Annotated in this window: 16 protein-coding genes; 6 read left to right on the plus strand and 10 right to left on the minus strand. The window is 32.5% G+C overall.

From position 1 onward, the window contains the following. Positions 1 to 458: 458 nt before the first annotated feature. The 3 genes from VB776_RS16505 to VB776_RS16515 all read right to left on the minus strand — a co-directional run bounded on the left by VB776_RS16505 (position 459) and on the right by VB776_RS16515 (position 4130). On the minus strand, positions 459 to 1208 hold the full coding sequence (locus VB776_RS16505; RefSeq protein ID WP_323697943.1) for an SDR family NAD(P)-dependent oxidoreductase: 750 nt from the start codon (positions 1206 to 1208) through the stop codon (positions 459 to 461). 31 nt (positions 1209 to 1239) lie between these two features. After that, on the minus strand, positions 1240 to 1998 hold the full coding sequence (locus VB776_RS16510) for an NIPSNAP family protein (RefSeq protein ID WP_323697944.1): 759 nt from the start codon (positions 1996 to 1998) through the stop codon (positions 1240 to 1242). 71 nt (positions 1999 to 2069) lie between these two features. Then, positions 2070 to 4130, minus strand: a complete 2061-nt coding sequence (locus tag VB776_RS16515; RefSeq protein WP_323697946.1) for an OmpA family protein — start codon at positions 4128 to 4130, stop codon at positions 2070 to 2072. Between the two features lie 91 nt (positions 4131 to 4221). On the opposite strand from VB776_RS16515, the gene pth reads away from it, so the two are divergent. Beyond that, the gene (pth, locus tag VB776_RS16520) at positions 4222 to 4782 is read left to right on the plus strand and encodes an aminoacyl-tRNA hydrolase (protein WP_323697947.1); all 561 of its coding nucleotides are present in this window, start codon (positions 4222 to 4224) and stop codon (positions 4780 to 4782) included. Positions 4783 to 5645: 863 nt separating this feature from the next. On the opposite strand, the gene rlmB is transcribed toward pth, so the two are convergent. After that, on the minus strand, positions 5646 to 6431 hold the full coding sequence (rlmB, locus tag VB776_RS16525) for a 23S rRNA (guanosine(2251)-2'-O)-methyltransferase RlmB (RefSeq protein WP_323697949.1): 786 nt from the start codon (positions 6429 to 6431) through the stop codon (positions 5646 to 5648). A 536-nt stretch (positions 6432 to 6967) separates the two neighbouring features. Between rlmB and VB776_RS16530 the strand changes: the two genes are divergently transcribed. Continuing rightward, positions 6968 to 7555, plus strand: coding sequence for a hypothetical protein (locus VB776_RS16530; protein ID WP_323697950.1), 588 nt, complete (start codon positions 6968 to 6970; stop codon positions 7553 to 7555). A 142-nt stretch (positions 7556 to 7697) separates the two neighbouring features. Here VB776_RS16530 and VB776_RS16535 read toward each other — a convergent pair whose 3' ends face one another. Together VB776_RS16535 and VB776_RS16540 are read right to left on the minus strand one after the other, a co-directional pair. Then, on the minus strand, positions 7698 to 8018 hold the full coding sequence (locus VB776_RS16535) for an MGMT family protein (RefSeq protein WP_323697951.1): 321 nt from the start codon (positions 8016 to 8018) through the stop codon (positions 7698 to 7700). A 1-nt stretch (position 8019) separates the two neighbouring features. Then, positions 8020 to 8592 carry a DUF3109 family protein gene (locus VB776_RS16540; RefSeq protein WP_323689088.1) on the minus strand — a complete coding sequence of 191 codons (573 nt, stop codon included), beginning with the start codon at positions 8590 to 8592 and terminating at the stop codon, positions 8020 to 8022. Positions 8593 to 8862: 270 nt separating this feature from the next. On the opposite strand from VB776_RS16540, the gene VB776_RS16545 reads away from it, so the two are divergent. Then, positions 8863 to 11280: a LysM peptidoglycan-binding domain-containing protein gene (locus VB776_RS16545; RefSeq protein ID WP_323697952.1), complete on the plus strand. Its 2418-nt coding sequence runs from the start codon at positions 8863 to 8865 to the stop codon at positions 11278 to 11280. A 145-nt stretch (positions 11281 to 11425) separates the two neighbouring features. Here VB776_RS16545 and VB776_RS16550 read toward each other — a convergent pair whose 3' ends face one another. Continuing rightward, complete coding sequence (locus VB776_RS16550) at positions 11426 to 12073, minus strand: O-methyltransferase (protein ID WP_323697954.1); 648 nt, start codon at positions 12071 to 12073, stop codon at positions 11426 to 11428. A gap of 25 nt (positions 12074 to 12098) precedes the next feature. Further along, entirely contained in the window at positions 12099 to 13226 is a 1128-nt protein-coding gene (locus VB776_RS16555; protein ID WP_323697956.1) for a glycosyltransferase family 4 protein, read from the minus strand. Positions 13227 to 13505: 279 nt separating this feature from the next. Here VB776_RS16555 and VB776_RS16560 point away from each other — a divergent pair, with 279 nt between their 5' ends. The 3 genes from VB776_RS16560 (at position 13506) to mtgA (ending at position 16949) form a co-directional block, all read left to right on the plus strand. Next, positions 13506 to 14738: a M16 family metallopeptidase gene (locus tag VB776_RS16560; RefSeq protein ID WP_323697957.1), complete on the plus strand. Its 1233-nt coding sequence runs from the start codon at positions 13506 to 13508 to the stop codon at positions 14736 to 14738. A gap of 108 nt (positions 14739 to 14846) precedes the next feature. Further along, on the plus strand, positions 14847 to 15968 hold the full coding sequence (hemW, locus tag VB776_RS16565) for a radical SAM family heme chaperone HemW (RefSeq protein WP_323697958.1): 1122 nt from the start codon (positions 14847 to 14849) through the stop codon (positions 15966 to 15968). 174 nt (positions 15969 to 16142) lie between these two features. Continuing rightward, positions 16143 to 16949, plus strand: a complete 807-nt coding sequence (mtgA, locus tag VB776_RS16570; RefSeq protein ID WP_323697959.1) for a monofunctional biosynthetic peptidoglycan transglycosylase — start codon at positions 16143 to 16145, stop codon at positions 16947 to 16949. A 26-nt stretch (positions 16950 to 16975) separates the two neighbouring features. On the opposite strand, the gene VB776_RS16575 is transcribed toward mtgA, so the two are convergent. Then, positions 16976 to 18109 carry a glucosaminidase domain-containing protein gene (locus VB776_RS16575; protein ID WP_323697960.1) on the minus strand — a complete coding sequence of 378 codons (1134 nt, stop codon included), beginning with the start codon at positions 18107 to 18109 and terminating at the stop codon, positions 16976 to 16978. Between the two features lie 135 nt (positions 18110 to 18244). Then, the gene (locus VB776_RS16580) at positions 18245 to 19015 is read right to left on the minus strand and encodes a class I SAM-dependent methyltransferase (RefSeq protein WP_323697961.1); all 771 of its coding nucleotides are present in this window, start codon (positions 19013 to 19015) and stop codon (positions 18245 to 18247) included. Positions 19016 to 19137: the final 122 nt, after the last annotated feature.

The following is a 19137-nucleotide window of genomic DNA, read 5'->3' on the forward strand; positions in this document are numbered from 1 at the left end:
AAAATCAAACAAAATTGTATTTTTTAAATAAAGCACCTCAGATGAAAGCAAAAATCCACCCAGAACATGAGTGGATTTTATCGTAAAGCAATATCGAAAAACAATTTTCAAGGGAAGCCTATTTTTTGAAGTTCGTTCTAGTATAGCAAAACCGTAGAGAAATATACTCAATCAAATTCTACTAAAATCTAAATAAATTTAAGAAATACTTATAAATGAAATAAGGACAGGAGAAACCCCCGCCCTTATCTGTTTAACCTCTAAACCTATTTAACTATGAAAATTAATACAAATATAAGCTAAATTCTGGTTATTTAAACATTAAATGTCCCATGAATTTTTACTATTTTTTGACGAAATGGCATTTTAAGTGATAAGACTTGAAAATAGATGTACATACAGACATTTAATAAATTTAGTAAACAATTTATTAATGTATCAAAATGATAATTCTGTTTTCAAGCCCCACGATTGATGACAGTTGCCGATGCTTGTGCCACTGGAAATAGGGTAATGTCAGCCATGACAACATGAGCAGGACGACTAACGGCAAAAGCGATAATTTCTGCAATGTCTTCTGCCTTCAAGGGTTCAAACCCTTTATAAATAGCATCCGCCTTTTCTTCATCTCCTTTGAAACGCACTAATGAAAACTCAGTTTCAACTGCTCCGGGAGCTACGTTGGTTACTTTAATGCCGAATGGATTTAAGTCTAAACGCATTCCTTCTGAAATCGCTTCAACTGCTGCTTTCGATGCACAATATACATTTCCATTTGGATAGGTACTTTTGCCAGCAATTGAACTTATATTAACAATGTGTCCTTGCTTTCTAGCTTTCATCCAAGGCATAATTACTCTTGAAACATAGAGCAAACCCTTTACATTGCCATCAATCATAGCATCCCAATCGTCGGTTGAGCCATCTTGAATGGGACCCATTCCATGTGCATTTCCTGCATTGTTGACTAAGATGTCTATATCCTTTTCAGAAAGCGAATTCAGTGCTTTTTCTACTTGTTCTTTATCTCTTACATCAAAAGTTAGTATTTGTACATTTACTTTCTTAGAAAGATTTTCTTTTAAAGCATCAAGTTTTTCAATTCGTCTTCCGCACAAAATTAAATTGATTCCTAAATCTGCAAAGGCTTCAGCGGTAGCTTTTCCGATTCCAGAGCTTGCACCAGTAATAAGAGCTAATTTGGACATTGTTTCTATTTTAATAGATTAAGGCGTTGAATTATTTCAAAGGTGAAAATTCAACTGGGTACATATATTCTGATGTTACTTTTACTGTTAATGAACCTCCTCCTTTTTCTTCAGATGCTTTTCTTACTGATATCCACTCAGGGTCATCTCTGAAAGTCTTAAATGATGCTGTACCAGCTTCTTGACTTTTATGAGCTAACAGATAAATTAAAGTGTTTTCAGCACCTTGTTCTTTATCAGTTGGTGTCCAGTAAATGATATTACTCATGCCATGTCTTTCAAACAATTTCAAAGTATGATTTCTGAAACGGTCTAACAATCCTGAAAGATTATTTGGCGTAGCAATATAAGTTCTTAATTCAAAAACTCTGTCGCCAATACTTTTCAAATTATTAGGCGAAAAATCAGTTGTTTTCAAGAAAGTACTTTCTACTTTGGCTACAATTTCACCATTCGCTGTAGTTTCTTTGGCTACTTTAATCCAACCTTTATCTTCCGAAAATGACTTCCAAGATTTTTCACGAGCTTCACGAGAAGGATAGGATAACACATAAACCATTTTATTGTCTTTGTTATCTAAAGGCAACCAAAATCCTTCTAAACGCATTTTATGTTTCTTGAAATAATGAAGAGTATGTTCTTTGAAACGGTTCATCAATACATCAAATTTGCCATCACTAGCATAATAAACTCTTAATTCATATATACGGCTATTGGCATCATCAGCTTTGGCTTGCATCGAAAAGCTTGTCAATAAACATAAAAGAAAGACAACGATTTGGTTTTTCATGGTTTTTGGAAATGATTGATTTTGAATCAGTGAAAATAATTGTTTTGTTATTTGAAATACTTATTCAAAACTTATAAAACAGTCAATTCTACTCTTCTGTTTTTCTTTTTGTTCTCTTCCGAATTATTTGGCAAAAGTGGTTTATTACTTCCGTAGCCTTTGTAATGCAATCTATTTTCATTGATTCCTTTGCTGACGAAATAATTAAAAACAACTCTTGCTCTATTCTCCGAAAGGGCAAAATTCAGTCTTGTGTCTCCAATATTATCTGTATGTCCACTAATTTCAATCTTGACCTGTGGGGCATTTTTTAGCAACTCCACCATTTTATCTAGTTCTTCGTATGAAACCGATTGCAATATAAAACTACTTTGTTCAAAATAAACATTATCAAGCGTAATAGATTGTCCATGTTCAATCTGAACAAAATCTTTTATTTTAGAACTCTCGATGGGTGCTTTTGTTTTAGGAACATCTACAATTGTTACACTTTTGCTACTATTTGAAGACGGTTTTCTTTTCAGTAAAACTGTGTAAAAAACTGCTTTTTTAGAAGAAGAATATGGTACTTGTTCTACTTTTAGTTCGTAATCTTTTGCAAAAGATTCTATCTGATAATTATCTTTTTCTGTCAAAGCCAAGTGATATTCGGTTACATCATTAGAAGTATTTACCGTAAAGGCTTTCTTGGTTTTATTTCCAGTTATTTTAAAAGTAGCAGGTAAAATTTTACCACTTGTTGAATCAATCGCAGATAATACTAAGCCTTTTATTTTTTGTTTTGGAGTCAAAAAACAATCTAATTCGGCTTGTTTTAGTTTTACCAATTCCTGCTGATACTTTTCAAAACCATTAGTGTTGATTTCGAGATGATACTTATCTTCAGGAATTAAACTTATCAAAACATCCCCATTTTTTAGTTTTTCAATTTTGGGTTGATTGGCTTTATTACTAAGATTGACAAGCTCAATTTTATCTGCAATGATGGTTTCCCCATTGAGTTTATTTTTTGTTTTTATCGTTAAATGATGTAGATTTCTTTCAAGACGGATGGTATAAACATACTTTTTGGTAGGATTAAAATCTGCCATATTAAAAGTACTTTGCTTGGTAATATAATGTTCCGCAGCTGTTTCAACCGTGAAAATCTCTTGACTGCTTACTCTTACGCTAGCTTTTACTTCATTTTTGAAAACGATATTTCTCTTCAGATGCTCCAATTTAACATTAATGAAAGCTTTAATTGGCTTTTCTGTTTCTGCATCAATTACTTCAAAATGCACAGGAAGGCTGTTTTTATAGAGCATAAAATTGACTGAATTTCCTTGAGGTGCTTTCAGTACTTTTTCTTTGAGTTCTATATAATCTTCAGCATTGATGATGAATTCATATTTACTTGAAAGTTTCAAATTCGCACTATACTCATCAGAATTCGGTTTTTTTGACGCATTTTTAATTTCGGAAGCATTCAAATCAACCACTTTTACTTGTGCATTTTTGATAGATTCTTTCGTGTCGGCATCTAATACCTTAATTGATAATGGATAGCGTTCAAAAACCAATGGAATTGCAAAATCATGGTGATTGGTATTGACAAAATCTTTGATGGAAATCATTGAGTTACCATCCGCAAAACCATCCGCTTTGACCAATACTTTCAGATTATCTTGTTGTGATAATTGAATAGAAAAAAAAGTATTTTTTGAAGAAGTACTTCCTTTGAAAATCTCTCCAGTTCTTTCTGACGTAATTATAAAGTCTGCTAAAACACTTTCATTATTAGCTTTATTTATTGCAGTGAAATTGACAGTTACTGTCTTGTTTTGGACACCAGTTTTTGTCGTTGAAGCAATTGTATTATTAGTTTTTGTTGAAGTGTTTTTTAGGGAATCAAGAATGTTTTTTTCTGAAAAAGGCACTGATGCAAAAGACTCGGCACGATTTTTATAGTTTATTGAAGCAAGTAAATCATTTTTTGAATTGAACTCTACAGTGTTGAGGTCAGTAAGATTACCCCAATTAAATTGGGTTTCTGTTGTGCTTTGATTTTTTGAAAAGGCTGATTCCTTCATCAAGCACAACGTTAATGCGAGTAGGGCTGGGCTGATTTTAATAGTAGCTTTGTTTTTCATGGGTGGATAAATACTATACAAAATTACTTAATTTTGACGATTCATTCACGAAAAAGAGAATACAAAGTTAATTTCAAATATTTATTACAAAATGAAATACCTAATTGTTGGTCTTGGAAATATAGGTCCAGAATACTTGCTTACTAGACATAATGTTGGTTTTATGGTGTTGGATCGTCTGGCGAGTAATTTCGAAGTGAAGTTCTCAATGGGTCGTTTAGCTTATCATGTAGAAATTAAACATAAAGGGAAGCAAATTCATTTAATTAAACCAACCACTTACATGAACTTAAGTGGAAAGGCGGTGAATTATTGGATGAAAGAACTGAAAATCGAAAAAGAGAATACTTTAGTCATTACTGATGATATTGCACTCCCTTTTGGCAAGCTTAGAACCAAAGTAAAAGGTTCGCATGGGGGCCATAATGGTTTACGAAATATTGAGGAAATATTAGGTTCTTCAGCTTATCCTCGTTTGAGGTTTGGAGTAGGTGATGATTTTGGTAAAGGAAGACAAGTAGAATACGTTTTAGGAAACTTTGAAGGAGCTCAATTAGATGAACTACCAGAACATCTTGATCGTGCCATAGACATTATTTTGAGTTTTTGTTTACAAGGTGTAGATAAGACAATGAATGCTTTTAATCAATAATTGGATTATTCGAAGAATTTTAAAATTATTAAAAATAATTTATAACAAAATATTTGCAATGTTTTTGTTATGCAAGCAGAATAATATTTCGATTGTAATTGTTTTTGTTTCCTAATTAAGTGTTTTTCTGTTGATTTTTAGGTAGTTACTACTATAAAATTGGAAAGACTTAACACAAATCATTTGCATATTTATATAATATTGCACAACTTTGCATCGTTAATCATGTAAATGAATCTTTGTACAAAACCACGAATTATTTTTTTATTAATTTTAAAAAATAACTAAAAAAATAAACTTTTTTCAAATAAAAATTGTAGTATTGTTATAAAGAGGCGATGAAAGAGTTAATTGATAGTCGTTTAATAAAGTAGAAAATTATACATCGTTTATGAGGTCTGAATAGATTCATCCACCAGCGACGATTTGTTTATATAATTTAAGAATTTTCATAGTTAAATAGGTTTAGAGGTAAGATGGAAAGGGCGTTTCTTTTGGAGACGCCACTTTTTAAAAATTAAAGCTAAGTTTTGTGAATTTGGAATTGCGTTGAAAAAACTTAGTTTCTTGAATTGAATAGTTATTTTTCATAGTTAAATAGGTTTAGAGGTAAGACGGGAAAGGGCGTTTCTTTTAGAGACGCCTCTTTTTAAAAACAATTAGAGAATCAGGATGTGTTAAAGAATTGAGTTTATTCTTCTAATTTTTGAATTGAAAAGGTGCAGTTATTTTTCATAGTTAAATAGGTTTAGAGGTAAGATAATAAAGGACATAGCCATTGGGTATGTCCTTTTTTTTGTGTGTGATAAAAACAAAAAGCCCTCCGTATCCATTACGAAGGGCTTTCAAACGATGATTTGATTTTAAACTAATCGTTTACGAACTACTTCATAAAGGATTACTCCAGTCGCTACTGATACGTTTAATGAACCAACACGACCAACTAAAGGAATTGTAGCTAATTCATCAACCGAACGCATTAAATCATCCGAAATTCCGTCTTCTTCAGAACCCATGATGATGGCTGTAGGAATTGAAAAATCAACATCGTAAATATTTTTAGAAACCTTTTCAGAACAAGCTACCACTTGAATGCCAGAATTTTGTAAAAACCTAATTGTGTGGAATAAATTTTCTTCACGACAAACTGGTAAAAAGTTTAATGCTCCAGAAGAGGTTTTCATGGCATCTGCATTGATTTGAGCAGCACCTTTCGTAGGAATAACGATAGCATGAACGCCAGTACATTCAGCAGTACGAGCTATCGCACCAAAATTACGCACATCTGTAATTCTATCTAATACTAAAATTAGTGGTACTTCACCTTTTTCATACACATCAGCTACAACGTTCTCAAGTTTGGCGTAATTAATTGCCGAAACAAACGCAATAACACCTTGGTGATTTTTACGAGTAATTCTATCTAACTTTTCAACAGGTACTTTTTGAACTGGTACTCCTTTCAATCTAGCAAATTCTAAAACTTCTAAACTTCCAAGTTCTCTTTGAACAAGTAATTTGTCGATTTCTTTGCCAGAGCGAAGTGTTTCTAAAACTGATTGAATACCAAATACTATATCTTTATTTTCTGGTTTTGCTTGGTTAAAATATTTGAAAGGCTTCTTTGGTCCCTCAGAATGGTTTTCCATTGTTGTTGTATTTAATTGATTATTTTATTCGTCTTCAAGATATTGACAAAGCAATATTTATGCAAAGTTCGGAAACTTTTTACTCTATTTTTAATTTTTGATGAAGAAAGGCAATAAGAGTGTCTTTTTTACGTAAATATGAAGGTTTTTTAGGCTGTTTTTTCAAGTTTTATCTAAGAAGAAAAGGGTATAGGCAACTGATTTGAGCGATGGCGAAGCATCGCTTATTTATTAAACGGTTGTGTTTTACAAAAAAAATGTTTTATCTTTGCATCGTACTCTGTGGAAATGTACAAATCGTTCTTTGAATTCACATTAATATAATCCTTTCTTTAATTACTGTTTTTCAGTAGCTTACTTTTTATTATTTCATTCTCCTGAACAATCTCAGGAAACAAATTCCACAGAATAATCCTAATTACTAAATTTTCAAACATTATTTTTTTCTGTTAAGGTTTCGTCTTGCTTATCGAGTGATTCTTTAATTATTGTTCACGTAAACCAAAAGAGGTTTACCTAAATCCCAAATCAAGGATATGAAAAAATTGATTAAATTGACAGCAACCATGCTTATACTTGGTTCTGTAGTTTATGCTTGTAAGGTTAAGCAACAGCAACCTAGCCTTTCTTCCGAGATTAAACAAGCTATACTACCCAACAAAAGTGATGCTTTGATTACTGAAATGTTAGCCAAAAATTGGGTGATTAATGTAGTGAATTATCAAGCTGATACTCGTAAAAATGTTTTGTACGAACGTGGCGTAGCAGCCAACTTGCATGATTATTCGAAGGAGTCTTTTAGACTGACAACTGAGGAGCGTGTTGATTACACTGATGGTGCAGGAAAAAACCATCATGGTTCATGGACTTTGAAAGATGATAATACTAAATTACTAATGAATTTTGAGGATGGTCAAGAAATAACATGGGATATTATTAATACCGATAAAAACCATTTAGACTTACACCTTACTATTGATGCTAAAAAAGTAAAATGGGATATTCATGATTTGAATCATATTGATATACCGACTGCGGTAGTTTTTGCTGGTTTTTATGCAGGAATTGTAGATGAAGATACTCAGAAAGTAAATGTGACGTATCGAATGATGCCAAGAAGCTAAATAAGAGTTATGAATTATGAATGATGAGTTGTGAATTTAAAATATTTTTATAGTTATTTAATTCACTCAGTAACATCGTTTGTTTTACATAGACTACTTAAATTAAAAGCCATTTGTTGTTGAGGCAAATGGCTTTTTGATTTTATAGTAATTCCTTTGTTGGTGACCAGAAAAGCTCTTTAAAGTTTTGAATCTTGTCGTTTTTAACAATAATCCCTTCGTTTTCAAGTAATTCTTGCATCCTGTTCTCGCCAAAAAAGGCTTTGCCAGTGAGTACTCCATTACGATTCACCACTCTGTGTGCAGGAATCGTATCATCATTGTGTGAGGCATTCATTGCCCAGCCGACCATTCTAGCACCGCCTTTTCCGCCCAAATACTCAGCAATTGCTCCATAAGAACTTACTCTTCCATGTGGAATTAATCGAACTACTTCGTAAATATCATCAAAGGCATTTTTCATTTTATAATTGTTCTCGGTCTCTGGCTTCGTTCAATAATTCTTGATACCAAGCTTCTCCGTATTTTCTAATCAAAGGTTCTTTCAAAAATTTATACAGTTCAACACCCAATTGTTCTCCATGCGTGCAAGCATCTGAACAAATATGCCAGCGGTCATAGTTGAGGGCTTCATAATGTTCGTACTTGGTAATTCGGATAGGATAGAGGTGGCAAGAAATCGGTTTTCTCCAAGATATTTTACCATCAAAGAAAGCTTGTTCAATTCCACATTTCAGAATATTTCTATCATCATAAATAGCATAAGCACATTCTCTACCTTTGATGACTGGCGTAGAAAAATCGCCTTCCCAATCTTTTACGTAAATGCCTTCTTCTTCAATTGCTTTGATACCTTCTTGTGAAAGATATGGTTTTACATCTTGATAGATTTGTTCCATAATAGGAAGCTCGTCATCGTTCAATGGAGCGCCCAAATCGCCTTCCACACAACAAGCACCTTTGCATTTGATGAGGTCACAAACGAAGAATTTCTCAATAATATCGTCGCTGATGACGGTGTCTTCTATCAAAATCATATTCAATTTTTATTTTATGTACATCTTGGCATGCTTTTTTAGCAAGAAGAGGAAGCAAAATTACTTAAAATTTTATCGAATACCTGCAAACATAATAATTTGACTTTGGTCTTTTTGAAATTTCAGGCAAGGTTTTTGGTAATTACGCAATAAAGATATTTAACTATTGAAGCTTTAATTGTACTTTAGGTATTTATTTGAGTGTACTGATAAACTGTTTTTCGATGAAGAGAATATCTTTTCATATTAATTCTTAAGAGTTTTTAAATTATGAACAAGTACATTTTGTTATTAATTATTGTATTTTCTCCTTTTATTTCCTCTCAGGCACAGTCTTTACCTCGTAGTATAAAGGTGGGTTCTGTTAATGTAAAATATGATAGCTATGCACGAAACATCATTGAAAAAGAAATACAAAGTTTAAATAATAATCGTAAATACTTGGATGTTCTTGTGGACAAAATGGTTATTCACTTTCCAGTGATTGAACAAATTTTAGCCGATGCGGGTATTCCAGACGAAATAAAGTATTTGTGTGTACAAGAAAGTGTATTTGATCCAGATGCTATTTCTATTTCAGGGGCGGTTGGTTATTGGCAATTTAAAACTGAAACAGCCAGAGAAGTAGGTTTGAGAGTTGATAGTTTTGTTGATGAAAGAAAACACTTAGCGGCATCTACCAAAGCCGCTGCAATATATTTAAATAGGAATAATCAACTTTTAAAAAATTGGATGACAACCCTGCTTTCCTATCGTATCGGGCAAGGTGCTATTAAAAATCATCCTGCTACAGATTGGGTTGGTAAAAAGGAAATTACCGTTACCAATACTACAGATTGGTATTTACTTCGTTTTTTGGCACACAGATTTTTTTTAGAAAGTGAATACAACAAAGCTAAAAATAGTTCGACTAATGATTTCTTGTATGAATACAGCAACAGCAAAGGCAAAAGTGTTAATGAAATTGCCAATGAATTAGCGGTTAGTCCAGCATTTATTGTACAAAATAATGCTTGGCTGAAAGGAACTACTGTTCCTAAAGATAAAGATTATGTAGTTTATGTACCGATGAGCAACCAAAAGTATAGAGAACTTAGCCAAAATAATTTAAGTTCAAAGCCAATAGTTAATCAAAGTGCTCAAGTACAAGATATAGGATTTCCAGTACTTGTGAGGCTTACACAAGGAAACAGTAAAACTGAGCCAATTTTTTATGAGATAAACGGAAAAAGAGGAATCCTTTCAATTGATGGTGATACTCCTGCAAGTATTGCCAATCGTGGTGATATTAGTCTGAGTAAATTCTTGAAATTTAATGATTTAGATGCAGATAGTAGAATTATTCCTAATGAAGTTTATTATTTAAGGAAAAAAGACCATCGTGCGATGGTGGCTTATCATACCGTAGAAAGCAATGAAACACTTTGGTCAATCGCTCAAATGTATGGCATTCATTTAGAGGATTTAATGGCTAAAAATAGAATTCCCCAAATGCAACGCTTACAGAAAGGAAGACTTTTATGGTTAATTGAAACCAGACCAGATACACCGATTCAATATGTAGATTCAAAGAAAGATACTCCTAAAACAAGTAACACTACTGAAAAAACTGTGGTTGTTACTAATGTGCCAAAAGAAACAGAAGATAAACCTGTTGTCATCACAGAAAAGCCAAAAGAGGAAAAGAAAGCTGAAATTGAAACTAAGGAATTAAAGCCTGCGAATCCTATTGTAGTGGAGACAAAAGAAAAAGTAATTGCCAAAGAACCAATTCCTACAACTGATAAAGTAAAAACAACAGTGGTTGCTCCAGAGTCTTCTAATATTCCTAAAGTGGAGGATAAAGTATTAACCAGAGAAATAAAAGCTCATGTTGTTTCTGCTAAAGATACTTATTTTGGCATTGCCCAACTTTACGATATGAAAGTAGGCGAAGTATTGAGTTTGAATAATATTAAACTTGATGAAAAATTGCAAATCGGGCAAGTAATTAAGGTCTATAAACCAGCAACTTCACTAGTTTCGGGAGCGAGAGAAAGCGAAAAGACACCAGAAGTAAAGATTGTTGAAAATAAAACGAAAGATAAAAATATTACCACTAAACCTGAGCAGGTTGTAAAAATAATTCCAGAAGTAAAGCCGAATACAAAAACCAATGTTTCGACAAAAGAAATAAAAGATGCAGTTGAAAAATCGCCTGCTGGAAACCCTAGTACAAGTAAAATATTTACAAAAGACGAGAAAGATATTCCTAAACCAGACGCTTCTAAAGTAATTGCCAAAGAAGAAACAGCGAAATCTAGTTTAAAGAATACGCATACTGTTAAAGCCAAAGAAACGCTTTTTAGTATTTCAAGAATGTATGGAATTACAGTAGCTGAAATCAAAAAATGGAACAAACTGAATAGTAATATTGTAGAAATTGATCAAGAATTATTGGTATCTAACAGTACAATTACGCCTTCAGTAAAATTAGTGGAAGAGCCAGATTCAGAAAAAGTTGCTCCGAAAGTAATTAAAGAAACTATTCAAACAATTGATAATAATGTATATCATGTTGTCAAAACTGGAGAAACTGTTTTCAGAGTATCCAAGATTCATGGAGTTACCGTTGACCAAGTGGTGAAATGGAATAATCTGAAGAATTTCTCAGTAAGTGTTGGACAGAAGTTGTTGATTAAGAAGTGAGAGTCAAGAAGCAAGACGTGAGACTCAAGATACAAGAATCGAGATGAGAAAGGTAAGACGTGAGATACAAGATGAAAGAATTTTACTGTTTTTTTCTTGCGTCTCCCGTCTTGCATCTTGCTTCTTTTCTCTTGTGTCTTGACCCCTAAAGTTTCCTACTAATCATCAAACCGTCTCTCAAAGGCATCAAAATATTTTCGGTTCTTGGGTCGTCGTGACACATCTTGTTGAAATTCAAAAGGTTTTGAGTGTCTTTGTCGATTTTTTTGCCTTCCTCAATATTCGCTACTTTTCCACTCCAAAGTACATTGTCAGAAATAATATATCCTCCTTTTCTTACTTTATCAAAAACTAACTCATAGTATTTTGCATAACTCATTTTATCAGCATCAATAAAAACGATGTCGAATACTTCATCCAAGTTTGGAATAATTTCAGCAGCATCTCCAATTCTATAATCAATCTTATCGGCATATTCAGAATCATTAAAGAATTGTTTAGTAAAACTTTCTAACTCTTCATTGACATCAATCGTGATAATTTTTCCTCCTTCTACCAATCCTTCTGCCAAACATAAAGCCGAATAACCAGTATAAGTACCAATTTCCAAAATACTTTTGGCTTGCATCATGTGCGAGAACATCGCCAATACTCTTCCTTGCAAATGTCCAGAAAGCATTCTTGATTGTAAAATCTTAGCATGCGTTTCTCTGTTGAGTTTTGCTAATAATTCACTTTCTGGAGAAGTATGGTTTTCAGAATAATCGTTGATATGTTGGGGTAAAAAGTCCATTTTTGAGATTGAGATTTTGATAAAATTATGCTAAAGTATTTTGATAAATATTGACTAATTGTTTGGCAATGTTTTCGGCTGAAAATTGAGCAATGTGTTGTTTCCCATCTAAAACCATTTTTTTTCGCAAAGATTTATTCGACAAAACTTGTAGGATTTTACTTGATAAATCATTCAAATCGTCAGGATTAGCGTATAATGCTCCTTTTCCTCCAGCTTCTTCCAAACATGAACCTGTAGCCGCAATCACTGGAGTGCCTGAATGCAAAGCTTCTAAAATAGGAATACCAAAACCTTCAAAAACTGAAGGATACACAAATAAAGAACTACCTTGATACAAAGCGGGTAAATCTGCAAAAGGCACTTTATTGAATATTTTGATATTGGTCAGTGAGTGTTCTTGAATATAGCTTTCTATTTGTTTTTGATAGTCAGATTTTCCACCAACCAGCACTAATTCATAGTCTGCTAAATGTAATTTATGAAAGGCTTTTACCAACATTAATTGGTTTTTTCGTTCGGCGATAGTGGCTACACAAAGCAAGTATTTTTTATGAATATCGTACTTTGCTTTTATGGTTTCTATTTGCTCTTCCTCAAGTTCTATCTTAAAACTATCGTCTGAATCTTGATAAATAACTTCAATTTTATCGGGATTTATCTGATAGAAATTTACGATGTCTCTTTTAGTTTGCTCACTAATGGCTACAATTACATCGGCATGTTGACAAGCTTTTTTAAATTTAATTTGATAAATGAAGCGGTCGAAAGCTGGATATAAATTGGGATAACGTTCAAAAATCAAATCGTGGATGGTAACGATTGATTTGATTTTCTTTCTTTTCAATCCAATGGGCAATTCATTACTTAATCCATGAAAAATTTGAATTTCATCTTTTTTTAAATCTTTACTGATTAAAAAACTTCTCCAAAAAGATTTTAACTTTTTCGATTTAGGCAATTTAATCTGGAAGTTGGCTAAGGCTTCGTTTGTGTATTTTTCAGTAAAAGGAGCTTTATTGATTTTGGGTGTGTAAGCAAAATAATTGTTTTCGGGAGCGTACTTTAGTAATGCGTCAATGATAAACCGACTATAATTTCCCAAGCCTGTATTGTTATTAAAAGCTCTTTTGGCATCAAAACCGATTTTCATTTTTATTAATTAATGAGTGAAAATAATGGGCAATTGGTGTAATTAGAAAATTATTTTCATGGATTACAGCACAAAATTACCCTGATTTGGGTTAAATAAAAACGAGTAAGGTTTCTTTCCTGTAATTCAGAAAATGATTTTCTGTTTTTGCAGTCGATTCAAGACGATTACTCTTTTTGTTTATGGCATACTAGCCTTAAATTAATAACTTTGTATTTAGATTAAATTTTTATAAAGTATTCAATTCATAAATTTAGCATTGAATACAAATTAATACGCATGTTAGATATACAAGAATATAGATTGCCGAATGGAATCAGAGTAGTGCATCGTCAAGTAACACATACTGCTATTTCACATATCGGAATCATGTTGGATATGGGTAGTCGTGATGAAAAAGAACACCAACAAGGTTTAGCACACTTTTGGGAACACATGGCTTTTAAAGGTACTAAAAAACGTACTTCATTACAGATTATCAATCGTTTAGAAATTGTTGGAGGAGAATTAAATGCCTACACTACCAAAGAAAAAATCTGTTTTCACGCTTCAGTTCTTACGCCACATTACGAACGGGCGTTAGAATTGTTGGCTGATATTACTTTCAATTCTAATTTTCCTGACAAACAAGTTGAGCGTGAAAGAGGAGTGATTTTGGAAGAAATGGCGATGTACTATGATTCGCCTGAAGATGCTATTCAAGATGATTTTGATGAAATCGTCTTTGCAAATCATCAATTAGGAAAAAATACGCTGGGTAATCAAGAAAGTGTTTCAAAGTTTAGCAGACAAGATTTATTAGATTTTATCGCTGAAAATTTAGATACTGGAAGAGTGATTTTTTCATCCATTGGTAATATTCCTTTCAAAAAAGTAATTCATTATGTAGAAAAATTTTTGAAAGATATTCCTGCAAAATCTTCCAATTTGGTACGTGTAGCTCCTGTAGATTATAAACCGCAAAATATTAGTATTACCAGAAGTATTACGCAAGCCCACGTTGCCATCGGAAGAAATGCTTATGCTTTGGCTGATGAAAAGCGTTTGCCTTTTTTTATGTTGGTTAATTTATTAGGCGGTTTTGGGATGAATTCCAGATTAAACCTTGCTGTGCGTGAACGCAATGGCTTGGTTTATGCCATTGATGCAGGTTATACTCCTTTTATTGATACTGGATATTGGGGTATTTATTTTGCCACAGAAGTAAAGCGATTGAATAAAGTAAATACGCTGATTTTAAAAGAACTGAAAAAGCTTAGAGATATTTCGCTCACAAAAACGCAATTGATTAATACCAAAGAGCAATTGATGGGACAAATGGCGATGTCTGAAGAAGGCAACATGAGCTTTATGTTGATGATGGCGAAAAGCCTTTTAGATATTGATAGAATAGATACTTTGGATGAATTATTCGAGCAAATCAAGCTTGTTTCAGCGATTCAATTACAAGATTTAGCCAACGAAATGTTTCAAGAAGAGGATTTAAGTTATTTAACTTTCCTACCAGAGTAATTTTAATTTGAAAATTTAAACCGATTTGAAAATTTGAAAATGAAAGCTTGAGAATAATTAATATCATTTTCAAATTTGCTTATTTTCAAATTTTCAAATTATTTTCACTTGCATTTATACATCCATATTCCCTTTTGCCGACAGGCTTGTCATTATTGCGATTTTCATTTTAGTACTTCTCTGAAGGTAAAAGATGAAATGGTAAATGCTATTTGTCAAGAAATTATACTTCAAACAAATTATCTTCAAGATAAAAATTTAAGTACGATTTACTTTGGTGGAGGAACACCATCTTTATTAGAAGAAAAGGATTTAGCTCTGATTTTTGAAACAATTCATCGACATTATCAAGTAATTGATGGTGCTGAAATTACTCTGGAAGCCAATCCAGATGATTTGAATGCAGAAAAACTACGTTCTTTTAAACGCTTTGGTATTAATCGTTTAAGTATCGGTATTCAATCTTTTAACGAAAGTCATTTAAAAAAAATCAATAGAATTCATACTGCTCAGGAAGCTGAAACTTGTGTAAAGCTATCTCAAGATGTAGGAATTCATAATATTACAATTGATTTAATTTATGCCATTCCTGCTGATAATCATGCTATTTTTGAAAATGATTTGGCAAAAGCTACAACGTTAAACTTGAATCATATATCTGCTTATTGTTTAACGATTGAACCCAAAACTGTTTTTGGAAAATGGCTTAAACAAGGGAAAATCGAAGTAATTAATGATAAATTTGCCAGTCAACAATTTGAAATGTTGGTGAGTCATTTAGCTTCAAATGGTTTTGAACAATATGAAATTTCTAATTTTGCCAGCAATAATCAATATGCAAGGCATAACACAAGTTATTGGAAACAAGAAGAATATTTAGGAATTGGTCCTTCTGCACATAGTTTCAATCATTTAAGTCGCCAATATAATATTGCTAATAATACTCAGTATCTAAAAGCTTTGGCTACGAATCAAATTCCAGCAACGATAGAAATTCTGACGAAAGAAGATAGAATCAACGAGTACTTATTGACTGGACTAAGAACTAAATGGGGCTGCGAGCTGAAAAAATTAAATCAATTATCAGAAAATGATTTTCTGGAATTCAATCAAGATATTTTAAAAAATCAGCTTTCAGAAGGTTTTTTACAGATTGAGAATGGTACTTTATTAATTACAGAAAAAGGGAAATTATTTGTAGATAGAATAGCCTCAGATTTGTTTTTTTAGCTCTAAAATGAGTTTGTGAATTTCAAAGGAGCTTTTCTTTTCAGTGAATTCTTCGTTTTTTTGTATTTCTGTTAATTGTTAACCGTTATCTGTTAATGGTTAACAATTTCTCTACTATTTGGGGAACTATTATATTTCAGAAAGGATTTCATTTAACCGAAAACCATTTTATACATGGCTAAAAATACATTTAGAACTCCTCCGCAAGAAGAGAAAACTAACAAGAAGCGTACAGTTCAATCTTCATTGAATGATGATATTGACGTATCCACCAACAAACGTCATCCAATTGTTCAACTTGTTATTTCTTATTGTATTAAGTTTTTGATTTACTTCTTTTCCATTTCATTGGTTTGGGTATTAGTTTTGAAGTTTGTACCGATTTGGGTTACTCCAACCATGATTGACCGAAAAGTTACAGCCATTTTTGAAGGTAGAGATTCTGAAATTCATTCTGATTGGGAACCTTACGAAAATATTTCAAAAGAAGCAGCTTTGGCAGTTGTTGCTTCAGAAGACCAACTTTTTCCTCAACATTTAGGCTTTGATTTTAATGCCATGTGGGGAGCTTTTCGTCATAATTTAAAAGGGAAAAAAATAAAAGGAGCAAGTACTATTTCTCAACAAGTAGCCAAAAATGTATTTCTTTGGCAAGGAAGAAGCTATGTTAGAAAAGTATTAGAAGTGTATTTTACTTTTTTAATTGAAGTAATTTGGGGTAAAGAAAGAATCCTAGAAGTATATCTGAATGTGGCTGAAACTGGAAAAATGACTTTTGGAGTAGAAGCTGCTGCTTTGCGTTATTATGGACACAGTGCGAAATTAATTAATCGAGCAGAAGCAGCTAGAATTGCAGCCGTTTTACCAAGTCCCAATAGATTTTCAATTGCTAATCCTTCTAAATATGTTCAAAAAAGAACAAATTTCATCATGCGACAAATGAGAGGACTAGGTGGCAAAGCTTACATTGCTGATTTGTAAGTTTAATCTGATTTTGTATGTTACTCCTAATCATATTGAATCAGATTATACTTATCTACTAATTTCATAATTCTATCTGCATAATATTTTCCACCTTTGTGTGAATAGCCTTTTTGTCCAATTGAATATACAAATGTGTAAGCGGCTGAGTATTTATCTACACCCTCAGCAATTTGCCCTTGATAAAATCTTGTAATATCGCTGTAATCACGTTTCCACAAACCTGTTTTGTGTAAAAAGATTTCCTCAACCAAAAAGGTCATACAATCTGCACGAGAATTAAAACGCTTATACCAATTATCAGGACGATTTTCTTCATCATAAATATATTGACCTTCGTCTGTAATTTTCAGAATTTGTACTTTGCCTTCATGTTCGTCTGGCTGACCTTTTAATTGATAAGCATTAGAATTGTTGCCTTTCCATTGCTTAATACCTAGAAAATTGTTCGCATAAACTGCATTTCTGCTAAAACCATAGCCACTTTCTAAGGCTGCCATCGCAATAACAATACTGGCTGGGATTTGATATTTTCTTGACAAAAACTGAGCATCTGTGCTAATATCAGCAATGAAATTACGAGCTTCATCGGCGGTAGGATGACCAATTGCTGTAGCATAGACATTTTGGTTTTTACCAAAAGGATCTTCGTTGGGAGTAGGAGGGAATCTGAGCGAAGTATTGACTCTGTTAGGAAATAAATATTCACTAACAGCATCTTTGGGTAAGTTTACGTCATTAGATGCAACTACATTGTTATCACTTTGAGCATTTTTACGTTCATAAGTGATGACATCATTCTGAAATATTTTCCCAGTAATCACTATTTCTCCATAAGATACATTAACAGTATCGTTGTTGGAAGAAATACCAATAAATTTTAATTGTTTTACGCCAGAATAGCTAAACAGAAAAGGGAAAATAGCTTTGTTAGATGCTACGAAAGCAGTACCTAAGCTTCTATTATCAGAATAAACTTTTACTCTATGAACATTATCACCAACGTGAAAGACGAATTTTACTTCATCGCCTACTTGGGCTTTAGCGACATATTCAACATTAAAAGTAAAGCGGTTAAATTTTTGTGATGAAAATGCAAAAAAAATCAAACCCAGCAATAAGATACTTATTACTTGGTTGTTAAATACTGTTTTTATCATTAGTGATGTTTTGTTAGATTTTGATTTTAACTCAGCGGCGGATAAGATGAAACCTCTTGTTAATCTTAACAAAAAAGAATGTGCTTAATTTTTATAGATTAAGCACATTGCAATATATAATTTTTTTTACAAATATTACTTCGTTGCAATATAAAAAAAATCAAAACATTCTTCAGCATCGTCTGAGAGGAAGTAGTCTTGATAAGTAATTCCAGTGACCAATTTGTTATCTGAACGTTGAATAATGTTTCTACTCATTCTGTTTGCGATGTCATAAGGGATTTGTAACATCCATCTTGGCAGACGGTATTGTAAATTGAAAATATCAAAACGAGTGATTTTTTCAACCGAACGTTTATTTTCTTCATAGTAATTCATCACCTTTTCGTTGCCATGAACTCCTTGCGTTTGGATTGAAGAAAAGTGCTTTAAGATGAGATTTTTAAGTTCTGTTGCTAAATATTCTCTTACATGCCAAGGGTTTCTTGAAAGAGAATATTTTTTATTTACCGTTGTTAAAATTAGTTTCCCTCCAGGTTTTAATACTCTGTAGGCTTCTTTAATAAACTCATTATCGTCTTCAATATGCTCTATTACTTGGAAAGTAACGATATAATCAAAAGTATTATCTGCCAAACCTTTCAAAGGAGGCAAAAACATATCAATGAATTTGAAGGAAGGATATTGTGCGCTAAGTTGCGTCATTAAAGGCTCATTTTTATCGACACCAGTATAATTAGCAACCGAAGGAGCTAAAACAGCTACGCCACGCCCGGTACCACAGCCAATTTCAAGCAAGTTTCCAGAAACGATTTTAGCAGCTTCAATATATGGGAATAGTAATCTTTGATGAACAGGATTATCTGAAATGATTTCTGAGGAAGCAATCTCGGTTGTTTTGTACATGATATCAGGTAAAAAAGGAAATAATTTTTAATTTTATCCCAAATTTAGGGCATTTGCTTGACATCAGGAAAATACTTATTAAATTGAATTCGTTATCAACTCAAATTATCTTGTCGAATTTG

The organism is Arcicella gelida (assembly GCF_034931025.1).
GTDB classification, from domain to species: Bacteria; Bacteroidota; Bacteroidia; order Cytophagales; family Spirosomataceae; genus Arcicella; species Arcicella gelida.

Excerpts from the sequence above, each read along its gene's own strand:
- VB776_RS16505 (WP_323697943.1), bottom strand. The coding sequence starts at position 1,208 with ATGTCCAAATTAGCTCTTATTACTGGTGCAAGCTCTGGAATCGGAAAA.
- VB776_RS16510 (WP_323697944.1), bottom strand. The coding sequence starts at position 1,998 with ATGAAAAACCAAATCGTTGTCTTTCTTTTATGTTTATTGACAAGCTTT.
- VB776_RS16515 (WP_323697946.1), bottom strand. The coding sequence starts at position 4,130 with ATGAAAAACAAAGCTACTATTAAAATCAGCCCAGCCCTACTCGCATTA.
- pth (WP_323697947.1), top strand. The coding sequence starts at position 4,222 with ATGAAATACCTAATTGTTGGTCTTGGAAATATAGGTCCAGAATACTTG.
- rlmB (WP_323697949.1), bottom strand. The coding sequence starts at position 6,431 with ATGGAAAACCATTCTGAGGGACCAAAGAAGCCTTTCAAATATTTTAAC.
- VB776_RS16530 (WP_323697950.1), top strand. The coding sequence starts at position 6,968 with ATGAAAAAATTGATTAAATTGACAGCAACCATGCTTATACTTGGTTCT.
- VB776_RS16535 (WP_323697951.1), bottom strand. The coding sequence starts at position 8,018 with ATGAAAAATGCCTTTGATGATATTTACGAAGTAGTTCGATTAATTCCA.
- VB776_RS16540 (WP_323689088.1), bottom strand. The coding sequence starts at position 8,592 with ATGATTTTGATAGAAGACACCGTCATCAGCGACGATATTATTGAGAAA.
- VB776_RS16545 (WP_323697952.1), top strand. The coding sequence starts at position 8,863 with ATGAACAAGTACATTTTGTTATTAATTATTGTATTTTCTCCTTTTATT.
- VB776_RS16550 (WP_323697954.1), bottom strand. The coding sequence starts at position 12,073 with ATGGACTTTTTACCCCAACATATCAACGATTATTCTGAAAACCATACT.
- VB776_RS16555 (WP_323697956.1), bottom strand. The coding sequence starts at position 13,226 with ATGAAAATCGGTTTTGATGCCAAAAGAGCTTTTAATAACAATACAGGC.
- VB776_RS16560 (WP_323697957.1), top strand. The coding sequence starts at position 13,506 with ATGTTAGATATACAAGAATATAGATTGCCGAATGGAATCAGAGTAGTG.
- mtgA (WP_323697959.1), top strand. The coding sequence starts at position 16,143 with ATGGCTAAAAATACATTTAGAACTCCTCCGCAAGAAGAGAAAACTAAC.
- VB776_RS16575 (WP_323697960.1), bottom strand. The coding sequence starts at position 18,109 with ATGATAAAAACAGTATTTAACAACCAAGTAATAAGTATCTTATTGCTG.
- VB776_RS16580 (WP_323697961.1), bottom strand. The coding sequence starts at position 19,015 with ATGTACAAAACAACCGAGATTGCTTCCTCAGAAATCATTTCAGATAAT.